This window comes from Tomitella fengzijianii (assembly GCF_007559025.1).
Taxonomy (GTDB): Bacteria; Actinomycetota; Actinomycetes; order Mycobacteriales; family Mycobacteriaceae; genus Tomitella; species Tomitella fengzijianii.
The window spans coordinates 488,226-500,824 of the sequence record NZ_CP041765.1; the positions used below are offsets into that span (position 1 = coordinate 488,226).

11 protein-coding genes are annotated in these 12,599 nt (G+C 71.0%); 7 read left to right on the top strand and 4 right to left on the bottom strand.

The window, feature by feature from the left end:
- Positions 1–31 precede the first annotated feature (31 nt).
- From FO059_RS02225 to FO059_RS02250, 6 genes are all read left to right on the top strand, one after another.
- Complete coding sequence (locus FO059_RS02225) at positions 32–511, top strand: GtrA family protein (protein ID WP_233267085.1); 480 nt, start codon at positions 32–34, stop codon at positions 509–511.
- Between the two features lie 88 nt (positions 512–599).
- Positions 600–2,489: a glycosyltransferase gene (locus FO059_RS02230; protein ID WP_143905994.1), complete on the top strand. Its 1,890-nt coding sequence runs from the start codon at positions 600–602 to the stop codon at positions 2,487–2,489.
- A gap of 166 nt (positions 2,490–2,655) precedes the next feature.
- Positions 2,656–4,401 (top strand): sigma-54-dependent Fis family transcriptional regulator, encoded by a 1,746-nt coding sequence (locus tag FO059_RS02235; protein ID WP_143905996.1) that lies wholly within the window; start codon positions 2,656–2,658, stop codon positions 4,399–4,401.
- A gap of 118 nt (positions 4,402–4,519) precedes the next feature.
- On the top strand, positions 4,520–6,028 hold the full coding sequence (locus FO059_RS02240; RefSeq protein ID WP_143905997.1) for an aldehyde dehydrogenase family protein: 1,509 nt from the start codon (positions 4,520–4,522) through the stop codon (positions 6,026–6,028).
- 30 nt (positions 6,029–6,058) lie between these two features.
- A complete protein-coding gene (locus tag FO059_RS02245; RefSeq protein ID WP_143905999.1) occupies positions 6,059–7,171 on the top strand; it encodes an NDMA-dependent alcohol dehydrogenase in 1,113 nt (370 codons plus the stop codon).
- Positions 7,172–7,242: 71 nt separating this feature from the next.
- Entirely contained in the window at positions 7,243–7,650 is a 408-nt protein-coding gene (locus FO059_RS02250; RefSeq protein WP_143906001.1) for a secondary thiamine-phosphate synthase enzyme YjbQ, read from the top strand.
- A gap of 22 nt (positions 7,651–7,672) precedes the next feature.
- Here the strand turns inward: FO059_RS02250 and glfT1 are convergent, their stop codons facing one another.
- The 4 genes from glfT1 to FO059_RS02270 all read right to left on the bottom strand — a co-directional run bounded on the left by glfT1 (position 7,673) and on the right by FO059_RS02270 (position 11,077).
- Positions 7,673–8,587 (bottom strand): galactofuranosyltransferase GlfT1, encoded by a 915-nt coding sequence (gene glfT1 / locus FO059_RS02255; RefSeq protein WP_143906003.1) that lies wholly within the window; start codon positions 8,585–8,587, stop codon positions 7,673–7,675.
- Positions 8,574–9,404: a galactan export ABC transporter ATP-binding subunit Wzt/RfbE gene (gene wzt, locus FO059_RS02260; RefSeq protein ID WP_143906005.1), complete on the bottom strand. Its 831-nt coding sequence runs from the start codon at positions 9,402–9,404 to the stop codon at positions 8,574–8,576. Before wzt ends, glfT1 begins: the two co-directional genes overlap by 14 nt.
- Positions 9,405–9,517: 113 nt before the next feature.
- Positions 9,518–10,384, bottom strand: coding sequence for a galactan export ABC transporter permease subunit Wzm/RfbD (gene wzm / locus FO059_RS02265; protein WP_443741647.1), 867 nt, complete (start codon positions 10,382–10,384; stop codon positions 9,518–9,520).
- A 69-nt stretch (positions 10,385–10,453) separates the two neighbouring features.
- The gene (locus FO059_RS02270) at positions 10,454–11,077 is read right to left on the bottom strand and encodes a bacterial proteasome activator family protein (protein ID WP_143906007.1); all 624 of its coding nucleotides are present in this window, start codon (positions 11,075–11,077) and stop codon (positions 10,454–10,456) included.
- Positions 11,078–11,351: 274 nt separating this feature from the next.
- Here FO059_RS02270 and FO059_RS02275 point away from each other — a divergent pair, with 274 nt between their 5' ends.
- Entirely contained in the window at positions 11,352–12,578 is a 1,227-nt protein-coding gene (locus tag FO059_RS02275) for a cysteine desulfurase-like protein (protein WP_143906009.1), read from the top strand.
- Positions 12,579–12,599: the final 21 nt, after the last annotated feature.

Sequence of the window (12,599 nt, forward strand, 5' to 3'; positions counted from 1 at the left end):
GTGGCGGACCGCAGCGGCTACCCTGTCCCTCGTGTCCGATACCAGTTCGAGCGCCCGGGATCCGCATACGCACGAGTACCCGATGCCCGCGGAGATCCCCGTCACCGACAACGTGGGCGCCACCGATCTGGGGCTGAAGACCCAGATGGTGCGGTTCATCATCACCGGGGCCCTGTCGGGGATCGTCGACTTCGGCCTCACCGTGCTGCTCATGCAGTTCGGCATGGGGCACACGCCCGCCAAGGCGGTCGGCTTCATCTGCGGCACCACCACCGCATACCTGATCAACAGGCGGTGGACGTTCCAGGCGCCGCCGTCCACCGCGCGGTTCATCGCGGTGGCGGTGCTCTACGCGGTCACCTTCGTCGTGCAGGTAGGCCTGTTCGACGTCATGTTCAGGGTGCTCCCGGAGGGCATCATCTACACGTTCATCGCATACTGCGTGGCACAGGGCACCGCCACCGTCATCAACTTCGTGGTGCAGAGGGTCGTGATCTTCAACATCAAGTGACGGCGGCGGCATCACACCACGGCGGCGGAACCACATCACGACGGCGGCCGAGCGCAGCGGCGAACCGGCAGACAAGTGAGGCGAAAGAGTGCAGACGGCGAACGCGCGCAGGCTGGTGCAGCGCAACCACTTCGCGGGGCCCGCGGACTGGGTCAGCGAAGACCTCTACAGCAAGGTGACTCGCGGGGTTGCCCGCCGCCTGCGCGCTGAGATCACCCTGCAGCCCGGCGCGATGGCCCACACCAACGCCTACTTCGGACGCTTCGAGGCCTCCTATTGGCAGCGTTGGACGGGCGTGACCGCTGTGCGCGTGCGCGCCGACGTGCGGCTGGGCCGGCCGGAATCCGCGGAGCCGGTGGGCGCGCACGGGACCGTGCGGGTCCGGGCGTCGGACATCGCCGGCCACGAGCGCACCGTGGACTTCGCCTCCGTCGACGCCGAGCCCGGCGGCGGGCCGGTCACCGTCGAGTTCGACGCCCCGGTGGACAAGTTCCTCGACGGTGGGGCGATGTGGCTGGAGTTCCGCGCGGGCGACCTGCCGCTGACGGTCGACGGCGTGCGCTGGACCGTCGGCGCCGATGAGGCACGCGAGGGGCGCCTGCCGAACGCCGTCGCCATCTGCACCTTCAACAGGGCCGACGACTGCGCCGCCACCGTGGCGGCCCTCGCGTCGGATCCGGAGGTGCTCGACGTGCTCGACCACGTCTACGTCACCGACCAGGGCACCGACACCGTGGATTCGCGGCCCGCGTTCGCCGCCGCCGCGGAGGCGCTGGGCGAACGCCTGCACTACCTGCGCCAGCCGAACCTCGGCGGAGCGGGCGGCTTCAGCCGCGGCATGTACGAGGTGACCGGGCGCGCCGGCCAGGCGAACGTGCTGCTGATGGACGACGATGTCCGCGTCGAGCCGGAGACGGTGCTGCGGATGACCGCGTTCGCCGACCACACCGCGTCGCCGATGCTAGTCGGCGCGCAGATGCTGTACCTCTACAACCCCGACTACCTCCTGCTGTCCGCGGAGGGCGACGACCTGTCCGTCCTCAAGGCCGGCCTGCCCGCCGACGACCAGGCGCTGCACGACGTGTCGGTCATCGACAAGGTGCAGGAACGCCGCATCGACGCGCCCTACAACGCCTGGTGGTCCTGCCTTATCCCGGCGTCGGTGATCCGGGAGATCGGGCTGCCCATGCCGTACTTCTTCCAGTGGGACGACATCGAGTACGGCATCCGTGCCCGGGGCCGGGGATTCCCCACCGTGACGCTGCCCGGCGCGTCCGTATGGCACGCCGACTTCTACTGGAAGGACGGCGACGACTTCGGGCAGTTCTTCGGCCTGCGCAACTCACTCATCACCGCGGCGATCCACAGCGACTTCGACGTCCGGGAGCTGAGCAAGGAGCTGTCGCGCCGGGTGCTCAGCGCGATCGTCGCGATGCAGTACGGGTTCGCGGAGACGCTCCTGGCGGCCGTCGACGCGTTCCTCGAGGGGCCGGGCGTGCTCGACGACGGCGGCCGGGAACTGCTGGCGCGCGTGCGGGAACTGCGGTCCGGCCACCCGGAGACGCAGCGGCTGCCGGTCTCGGAGATGCCGGCGGGCGCCCCGGTGCGCCGGATCGTCGGGCCGATCGACAAGGACAAAGAGGACCTGGTGCTGGCCAAGAAGGCGGCGCGCCAGCTGTCCGGCCGGGTCGAACCGGGGCCGGTGGCGATCCCGTACGAGGACTCGTTCTGGTGGCACGTGTCGGCTTTCGGCGAGGTCTACGTGACGGACGCGTCGCAGGGCGGAGTGCGCCGCCGGCGCCGCGATGCCGCACAGGCGCGTGCGCTCACCCGGCGGCTCGGAACCACCGTCCGTCGCTTCATCGCGGAAGGCCCCGCCGCGCAGGACGCCTACCGGGCCGCAGTCCCGACTCTCACCGGCCGGGAGAACTGGGCGCGGCTGTACGGGATCGACCTCGCGGATACTACGGTATCGTGATTCGTATCACGGGGTGTGCGCGGCGCGCACCGTGAGTCGGCCGGTCCGTTCTGCAGCGTGACCCGTTCCGCGGCGCGGCCGGCCGGGCAGGGTGGCCAGTGAATCCGGTGCCGTGGGTCTGCGCGGCTCCCGCGCCGGAGTGCGTCGTCGACGGGCAGGGTGTGAGATGCCAGATCGTCCACTCGGTGGTCCCGCACCCGGCGGGGCGCAGGACCTGCGCGCGGACATCGCGCGTTCGTGGCAGCGCTCGGTCATGTGCGGGTTGGAGCCGGAACACGCGATCACGGCGTTCACCGGCGGCCCCGGATCGGCCGCCGTCCGGCGCGCGGCGGGCCCGGTGCTCGACGAGCTCGCCCGGCACACCGCCGGCACGGGGGTGGCCCTGCTGCTGGGCGACCGCGACGGCGTCATCGTCGACCGCTGGTCCGACACCGGCGCCGCCGAGCGTGCGCTGGAGCGGCGCGGCGTGATCCCCGGCATGCTCTACAGCGAGGAACAGGCCGGGACCAACGGCCTGGGGACCGCGCTGGAGCTCGGGCGCGGCGTGGCCATCCACGGGGCCGAGCACTTCCTCGAATCGCTGAAAGGCTTCAGCTGCTACGGGCACCCCATCCGCCATCCGCTGACCGGCCGGGTCGAGGGCGTCGTCGACATCACCGGAGTCCAGGCCACGGCCAATCCGCTCTATCTGCCGCTCGTGGTCCGCGCGGTCGAGGAGATCGAACGCAGGCTGGTCGAGGGCGCGCGCGTCGAGGATCTCAGGCTGATGTCCGCGTACCAGCAGGCCCGACGACGTTCCCGTTCCGATGCGGCCGTCGTCGGGCTGGGCGACGAGCTGGCGCTCGCCGACCCGGCCGCGCTCGACCTCGTGGACCCGCGCGATCATCCGATGCTGCGCGGACTGGCACGGGGCCTGGTCGCCGGGCGGCCGTCGACGACGGACGCGGTGCTCGTCTCGGGGGTGCCCGTGCGGGTCGCGATGACGCGGGTCGAGGGCGCCGGGGCCGGCACGGTGTTCCGGATCGAAGCGGTGGCCGGGGCGCTGCGGCCCGGGACCGTCCCCGCGGCGGGGGGCCCGGAAGCAGGGCGCTCGGGATCAGGGCACGCGGAGGCGGGGCCGGGCTCCGTCGCGGTGGTCGGGGAGCCGGGCAGCGGGGTGACGACCGCCGCGCTGCGTCTCATCGACGGTGCGGACGGGGCGGGCGAGACCGTGGCCGCGGACGTGCCGCGGCTGACGCTGCTCGACGCGGTGGAGGTCGACACGCTGGAGGCCGACACGCTGGAGGCCGGCGCCGACGGCGAGCGTGTCTGGGGCCGCCGGTTCGCGGACGCCCTTCGTGACGCGGAGCGCGACGATGGCGCGGTGGTGCTCGTCGAGCACGCCGATCTACTGCCGGATCCGCTTTTGCGTCGGGTCTCGCGGGCGCTCGCGGGCGGCGCCGGCCGCGCATGCCTGGTCGTCACCGTGCGTACCGGGACCGGCGCCGGAGAAGCGCTGGCCGCCCTGTGCGAGCGCAGAGTGGCGGTACCGCCACTGCGTGAACGGCAGTCGGAGTTCCCCCGGATCGTCGCCGGCGTTCTCGCGGAGCTCGTCCCGGACGGCGGCGCCCGGGTGCCGCCCGGCGTGGCGACGGTCCTGGCGTCGTACCCGTGGCCCGGGAACATCACCGAGTTGCGCGCGGTCCTGGCTGCCGCCGTGTGCAGGAGCGGCGGCACGGTGACCGTCGACGACCTCCCGGAGCACGTGCGGCGGGGCGCGACGGCGGCGCGGCTGACCGGGATGGAACGCGCCGAACGCGCCGCCATCGTCGCGGCGCTCGCAGCGAAGGGAGGCAACAAGAGGCAGGCCGCGGAGGAGCTCGGGATCAGCCGGACCACCCTCTACGCCCGCATGCGGACGCTGAAGGTCTGAGGCCGTCCGTCGTGCTGGACGGACGACCAGGTGCGGTGTCCAGAGTCTGAACACCCGCGGGAGCCGTTCGCGATCGACGATGGGTGTGTTGCAGAACACATCCAGTCGAGGAGGTTTCATGACAGCGCTCATCGAACACGGCTCGCAGTCGGTGGTGCCCGCAGTACGGCGATTCCTGTCCGGGCGCAAGCAGTTGCTCATCGGAGGCGAGTGGGCGGACGCGGCGTCCGGGCGCACGTTCGGCACCGAGGACCCCGCCACCGGCGCCGAACTCGCGCAGGTGGCGCACGGCGACGCCGCCGACGTGGACCGGGCGGTGCGGGCGGCGCGACGCGCATTCGACGAGGGCCCGTGGCCGCACATGAAGCCCAACGAGCGTGAGCGGCTGCTGTGGCGGATCGGCGACATCCTCAGCGAACGCGCCGAGGAGTTCGGTCAGCTCGAAGCGCTCGACAACGGCAAATCCGTGGGCATCGCGACCGCCGTGGACGTGGCCTGGGCGGCCGATGTGTTCCGCTACTACGCGGGGTGGGCCACCAAGATCGAAGGCTCGACGGTCAACGTGTCGATGCCCTTCGCGCCCGGCGGGCAGTTCCACGCCTACACGCTGCGCGAACCCGTCGGCGTGTGCGGGCTCATCGTCCCGTGGAACTTCCCGATCCTCATGGCCGCCTGGAAGCTGGCGCCGGCGCTCGCCGCGGGCAACACGGTGATCCTCAAGCCCGCCGAGCAGACGCCGCTGAGCGCGCTGCTGCTGGGCGAGGTGTTCACCGAGGCCGGATTCCCGCCCGGCGTCGTCAACATCGTCACCGGCTACGGCGACGCGGGCGCCGCCCTGTCCGGCCACGACGCCGTCGACAAGATCGCGTTCACCGGCTCCACCGAGGTGGGCAAGAAGATCGTCGACGCCGCCAAGGGCAACCTCAAGAAGGTCTCGCTCGAACTCGGCGGCAAGAGCCCCAACATCGTGTTCGCCGACGCGGACCTCGAGGCCGCGGTGCCGGGCTCGCTCAACGCGTGGCTGTTCAACCACGGGCAGTGCTGCGTCGCCGGCACCCGGATGTACGTCGAGGACACGATCTTCGACGAGTTCACCGCGGCGGTCGCCGAGGCCGCTTCGAAGGTGCGGATCGGCCCCGGCATGGATCCGGCCACCGAACTCGGCCCGCTGATCTCGCAGGAGCAGTTCGACAAGGTCACCGGCTACCTGCGCGACGGCCTCGCCGACGGGGCGCGCGCACTCTCCGGCGGCGGACGCTGGGGCGACAGCGGCTACTTCGTCGAACCCACGGTGCTGGTGGATGTGCAGCCGGACTTCTCCGTGGTGCGCGAGGAGATCTTCGGGCCCGTGGTGGCGGCGCTGCCCTTCAACGCCGACGAGGGCGTCGTGGCCGCGGCCAACGACTCGATCTACGGGCTGGCCGCCGGGATCTGGACGAAGGACGTCTCCAAGGCCCACCGCACCGCGCGCCAGATCAAGGCCGGTTCGGTGTGGGTCAACCAGTACAACGGCTTCGACACGGCCATGCCCTTCGGCGGCTACAAGCAGTCCGGCTGGGGGCGCGAATTGGGAGCGGGCGCCCTCGACCTCTACACCACCACCAAATCCGTCAACATCGCGCTGTGAGCACCCTCGTGCTCTGACAAGGAGGAAACCATGAAGACCAAGGCAGCAGTACTCCTGGAGGCCGGCAGGCCGTTCGAGATCATGGAGCTCGACCTCGACGGCCCCGGCCCCGGCGAGGTGCTCATCAAATACACGGCCGCGGGCCTGTGCCACTCGGACCTGCACCTGACCGACGGCGACCTGCCGCCGCGCTATCCCATCGTCGGCGGCCACGAGGGCTCCGGGATCATCGAGGAGGTCGGCCCCGGCGTCACCAAGGTCAAGCCGGGCGACCACGTGGTGTGCAGCTTCATCCCCAACTGCGGCACCTGCCGGTACTGCTCGACGGGGCGTCAGAACCTGTGCGACATGGGCGCCACCATCCTCGAGGGCTACCTGCCGGACGGCACCTTCCGTTTCCACGGCGACGGCAAGGACTTCGGCGGGATGTGCATGCTGGGCACCTTCTCCGAGCGGGCCACGATCTCGCAGCACTCCGTGGTCAAGGTGGACGACTGGCTGCCGCTGGAGACCGCGGTGCTGGTCGGCTGCGGGGTGCCCTCCGGCTGGGGCACCGCGGTGAACGCCGGCAACCTGCGCAACGGCGACACGGCCGTCATCTACGGCATCGGCGGCCTCGGCATCAACGCGGTGCAGGGCGCCGTGGGCGCCGGGTGCAAGTACGTCGTCGTCGTCGATCCGGTGGAGCTCAAGCGTGAGACGGCGCTCAAGTTCGGCGCCACCCACGCCTTCGCCACCCCGGAGGAGGCGGCCGCCAAGGTCAACGAGCTGACCTGGGGGCAGGGCGCCGACGCCGCGCTGATCCTGGTCGGCACGGTGGACGAGAAGGTGGTCTCGGACGCGACCGCGGTCATCGGCAAGGGCGGCCGCGTCGTCATCACCGCGCTCGCCGACCCGGCGAAGCTGACGGTGCACGTGTCCGGCGCGGACCTGACGCTGAACCAGAAGACGATCATGGGGACGCTGTTCGGCTCGATGAACCCGCAGTGGGACATCGTCAGGCTGCTGCGCCTGTACGACTCGGGCGACCTCAAGCTGGACGAGCTCGTCACCAAGCGGTACACCCTCGAGCAGGTCAACGAGGGATACCAGGACCTGCGCGACGGCAAGAACATCCGCGGCGTCATCATGCACGACGCCTGACGGTCACCCCTGCCCGGCAGGCGCGCGGTCCGCGCGCCTGCCGGGCACGTTCGTGGAAGGAGGTCCATGGCGTGAAATCGGAGACGTTCTCCGTGCGCACCGGCGACAAGGAAGCGGTTCTCGATCTCACCGGCCGGTGCCGGGAATTCGTGGCGGACGAGGGCGGCGACGGCCTGTTGCACGTGTTCGTGCCGCACGCCACCGCGGGCATCGCGATCATCGAGACGGGTGCGGGCAGCGACGACGACCTGCTGACGGCCCTGCGCGATCTCGTACCGGCCGACGGCAGGTGGCGGCACCAGCACGGCACGCCCGGGCACGGACGGTCCCACGTGATGCCGGCGCTGATCGCGCCCTACGCCACGGTGCCGGTGGTCGGCGGCCGGCTGATGCTGGGCACGTGGCAGTCCATCACGCTGGTGGACCTCAACGTCGACAACCCGGATCGGCAGGTCCGCCTGTCCCTGCTGCGGGGTTGACGGGGGCGCGGAGCGCCCGCGGCTACGGCTTGGTGAACCGTTCGCGCCGCCCGAGCCCCCGCAGCCGCATCCACTCGCGGAATCCGGCGGGGTCGCGCCGCTGCACCAGGAAGAACCAGCCGAAGCGCGCATACTCCTGCGGAAGCAGCCGCCGCATGCCGGGCTGCGCCATGAGGTAGCCGCGGTTGCGGTAGGTGAAGAACCGTTTGCCGGGGTTGTCCGGGTACTGGGTGTGCATGCGGCCGCCGAGGATCGGTTTGAACTCGTCGGCGCCGTCGGGGTGCAGGTACGCGGCTTCCAGGCACGTGCCGAACGGCAGCCCGGAGCGCACGAGCCGCCGGTGCACGTCCACCTCGTCTCCGCGGATGAACAGGCGCAGGTCCGGCACTCCCACCGCGTCGATCGCCGCCGCGGTGAAAAGCGCACCGTTGAACAGGGACGCGATGCCCGGCAGCAGGTCGGATTCCGGGTCGTCGGGCCGGCGGAGTTCGCTGCGCAGGCGGCGCCAGGTGAGCCCGCGGCGCAGCGGGAAGGCGAGCTTGTCGGGCTCGGCGATGTCGCACACCACCGGCGACACCTCGGCCAGCCCGTGCCGGTGTGCGCAGCCGAGCAGGGTGGCCAGCACGTCCGGCCCGTCCGGGCGGCCGTCGTCGTCGGCCAGCCACACCCTGTCCGCGCCCAGCGCCAGGGCGTGCAGCATCCCCAGCGCGAAGCCGCCCGCGCCGCCGAGGTTGTGCCGCGAGCCGATGCATGTCGCGGGGATCGGCTGCGACTCGACGAGCTCGCGCACCTCGGGCTCGTCGGCGTTGTCGATCACCACCAGGTGGTCCAGCGGGCGGGTTTGCGAGGCGAGCACGCGCAGAGACTCGGCCAGTAGTGCACGGCGCCGGTGCGTGACGACGACGGCGACGATCCGCTCGGTGTCAGGCGTCGCCACGGTCGCCCTCGGTGATCTGCTGCTGCTCGCGGCGCATCTCCGCCATCACGGTGCGCACGTGCCGGGCGGCCTCGGGGCCCTCGTAGGCTCCGACGATCTGGTCTATCTCGCCGGTCTGGCGGATCTCGCCGCGGTCGATCCACATCGCCGTGTTGCACAGCTGCGCCAGGAACTCGTTGGAGTGGCTGGCGAAGACCAGGATGCCGGAGCGCGCCACGAGGTTCTGCAGCCGGATGCGCGCCTTCTTCATGAACTCCGCGTCGACCGCGCCGATGCCCTCGTCGAGCAGCAGGATCTCCGGGTCGATGCTGGTGACGACGCCCATCGCCAGGCGCACCCGCATGCCCGTCGAGTAGGTGCGCAGCGGCATCGCCAGGTAGTCGCCCAGTTCGGTGAACTCGGCGATGTCGTCCATCCGGTCGTTCATCTGCTTGCGCGTCATCCCCAGGAACAGCCCGCGGATGATGATGTTCTCGTAGCCGGAGATCTCCGGGTCCATGCCCACGCCGAGGTCGAACACCGGCGCGACGCGCCCACGCACCTGCGCAGTGCCGCGCGTGGGCTCGTAGATGCCGGACAGCAGGCGCAGCAGGGTGGACTTGCCGGCCCCGTTGTGGCCGACGAGTCCGACGCGGTCGCCCTCCCGGAACGACACGGTGATGTCGCGCAGGGCCTCGATCGTCACCACATTCGAGTCGGTCTGGCCGATGGCGCCGCCGGCCCGGCCGAGCACCGACTTCTTCAGCGACCGGGTGCTGGCGTCGAAGATGGGGAAGTCGACGCAGGCCCCGTGGGTGTCGATGCTGACTCTGCTCATTTGGCCGTTCCTGTGCTCATACGGGCCGTCCCTGTGTTCATACGGGCCGTTCCTGTGCTCGTGGGTACGTTCCTGTGTTCGATGCGGCGCGCGCCGCGTCCTGTGCGGCGGCCTCACACCCAGTACGGCACGCGCGCGCGGTACTTGCGCATGGCCAGCAGCGCCGCCGCCCAGCCGGCCACGGTGAGCCCCAGCACGATGTACCAGTGGTAGGCGGCCGCGGTCTCGCCGAGCATGGGTGCGCGGACGATCTCGAGGTAGTGGAACAGCGGGTTGATCTCGGCGAGCTTGGCCCGCTCCGCGGCGCCGGGGCGGTCCGCGAAGACCTTGGTGGTCCACACGATGGGTGTGACGTAGAAGAGCAGCTGGGTGAGGCTGCCCAGCAGCGGCGCGATGTCGCGGAAGCGGGTGGAGACGATGCCGAACAGCAACGTGACCCACACGGCGTTGACGATCAGCAGCATCATCGCCGGTATGGCGAGCAGCGACGACCACGAGAGGTCCAGCGACGTCCAGAACACCGCCAGGAGGATCACGTAGATGATGAGGTTGTGCGCCAGCAGCAGGACCTGCCGCCACACCAGCCGGTAGACGTGCACGCTCAGCGGTGCGGGGAGCTGTTTTATCAGCCCCTCGTTGGCGATGAACACCTCCGAGCCGTCCACGATGGCGCCCTGGATCAGACCCCAGATGATCAGGCCGACGGTGAGATAGGGCAGGAAGTAGGCCAGGTCCTGGTCGAGGATCAGCGAGTACAGCAGGCCCAGCGCGGTGGCCATGACGCCCGTCGCGATGGTGATCCAGAACGGACCGATGACGGAGCGGCGGTACTTCTGCTTGATGTCCTGCAGGCCCAGCATCAGCCACAGTTCACGCTGCGACCAGCCGAGGCGCATGTCCGCGAACGTGCGCGTGAACGTGCGCGACCCGACGATGCGGTCGGCGGGATCATGCGGGGCTGTGGTGACGGGATCGGACACGGGAGCCAACAGTACTAGCAGGCCGCTGTCACGGGCCCGTCGCCGTTCGCGGCGGCACAGGGGGAGCGGTCACAGGTACTGGCCGGTGCCCGGCATCTGCCCGCCGGGCGCCCCCTGCTGCGGGACGGCGCCCGGCGGCAGCGCGTGCCGCATCTGCTTGAGCTGTGCCTGCGCCGCCATCTGCTGCGCCATCAGCGCCGTCTGGATGCCGTGGAACAGCCCTTCGAGCCAGCCCACCAGCTGTGCCTGCGCGATCCGCAGCTCGGCGTCGGACGGGACGGACCCGTCGCCGAAGGGCAGCGTGAGCCGCTCCAGTTCGTCGCGCAGTTCACCGGAAAGCCCCTGCTCGAGCTCGCGGATGGAGGTGGCGTAGATCTCGCGCATGCGGGTGCGGCTGGCGTCGTCGAGGGGGGCCGAGCGGACCTCCTCGAGCAGCTGCTTGATCATGGTGCCGATCCGCATGACCTTCGCCGGCTGTTCGACCATCGAGGTCAGAGCGTTGCCGTCGTCGTCCTCGCCGCCGCCGTCGGCGCCATCGGCGGGCGTGCCCGCCCGGTCCTCGGCACCGTCCGCACCGCGGCCCAGGATGACGTAGCCGTTTCCGGCACTGTCGCCTCCGGCGCCGGTGCTGTCCGTGCTGTCGCCCGCGTTTCCGGCGCCGCTGCTTGCGGGGCCGCCTGCGCTATCACTCATACGTTTCCCGTCCTCGCTCGTTCTGCACCTATTGTGCCCGCCCCGCCGGACAGTGCGCCGCGGCTTCTGCACGGTCCCCCGTCGACTGCGGCGACCTGCGGCGTGAGGCTCTACGCGTCCGCCCGACGCGGCTGTCGTCAGGCGGACTGCTGTCCACTACTCTGTGCACGTGGTCGGTGTACATCGAACGGATGAAGTCCGTGCGGCTCGTGATGCGGGCCGGTACTCGTCCGCGGGTGGAGTCGGCGACCCGCGGACACATAGTCTGTACGACATGGAATACGACGTCTGGGGGGTGCGCGGGCTTTTCCCGTCGCTGGGGGACGGATGGATCCATCTGGACTCGCAAGTGGGGATGCAGATCGCGGACTCGGTGGCACGCACGGTGTCGACTGCGTTCCGCACCTCGGTCTCCGATCCCGCGGGCGCCTACCCCTCGGCACGGCGCAGCGCGGGGATCCTCGACACCGCGCGTGCGGCCGTCGCCGACCTGGTGGGGGCGGACCCCGCCGGCGTGGTGCTGGGGCCCAACCGTGCCACGCTCCTGGCGCGGCTCGGGGAGGCCGCGCGGCGGCGCCTCGGCATCGGCACCGAGATCGTGCTGTCCCGCGTGGACGACGAGGAGAACATCACCCCGTGGCTGCGTGCCGCCCACCTCTACGGCTCGTACGTCCGGTGGGCCGAGGTGGACATCGAGAACTTCGAACTGCCCACGTGGCAGTACGCGGACCTGATCGGCGAGGCGACGGCCCTCGTCGCGGTGACGGCGGCGTCGTCGACGCTCGGCGTCAAACCCGAGGTGTCGGCGGTGGCCAAGCTGGCATCCGCGGCGGGTGCCCTGACCGTGGTCGACGCGGCCTTCCTGGCGCCGTACGAGCCGGTGGACATCCATGAGCTCGGCGCCGACGTGCTAGCCCTCGACGCCGCCATCTGGGGCGGACCTCCCGTCGGCGCTCTGGTGTTCCGCGACCCCGCGGTGATCGACCGGCTCGAGCGCGTCGCGATAGACCCGACGGCCACCGGCCCCGCGATGCTCGAGGTGGGCGCCCACCAGTACGCGATGCTGGCGGGCATGGTCGCCTCGATCGAGGTGCTCGCCGGACTCGCCTCGTCCGACGCCCAGAGCCACCGCGGCTTCGGGACGACCGACTCGCGGCGTGAGCGCGTCGTCCGGTCCATGACCGCGCTGCGCGCCCACCAGGCCGGCCTGTTCGATCACCTTGTGGGGTCGTTGCGGTCGCTGCCGCTGGTGATGGTGCTGGGGGCACGGTCGGCCGGCGTGCCGATGCTCAGCTTCACCGTCGCGGGGGTGCCGGCGAACCGCGTGACACAGCGCCTGGCCGACAACGGCATCTGCGCGCTGACGTCGCGCGGCGGATCCCGGGTGCTGGAGGCCATCGGCGTTGGCGAGGTCGGCGGCGCGGTGACGGTGGGCCTGGGCCACTACTCGACGGTCCACGAGGTGGACCAGCTGGTGCGGGTGGTCGCCTCCCTCGGGTAGCGGGACCTGGGTGAGCGCGCA

Bases quoted from the DNA above. Each gene is read 5' to 3' on its own strand.
- FO059_RS02235 (WP_143905996.1), top strand. From the start codon at position 2,656: ATGCCAGATCGTCCACTCGGTGGTCCCGCACCCGGCGGGGCGCAGGAC.
- FO059_RS02240 (WP_143905997.1), top strand. From the start codon at position 4,520: ATGACAGCGCTCATCGAACACGGCTCGCAGTCGGTGGTGCCCGCAGTA.
- FO059_RS02245 (WP_143905999.1), top strand. From the start codon at position 6,059: ATGAAGACCAAGGCAGCAGTACTCCTGGAGGCCGGCAGGCCGTTCGAG.
- wzt (WP_143906005.1), bottom strand. From the start codon at position 9,404: ATGAGCAGAGTCAGCATCGACACCCACGGGGCCTGCGTCGACTTCCCC.
- FO059_RS02270 (WP_143906007.1), bottom strand. From the start codon at position 11,077: ATGAGTGATAGCGCAGGCGGCCCCGCAAGCAGCGGCGCCGGAAACGCG.
- FO059_RS02275 (WP_143906009.1), top strand. From the start codon at position 11,352: ATGGAATACGACGTCTGGGGGGTGCGCGGGCTTTTCCCGTCGCTGGGG.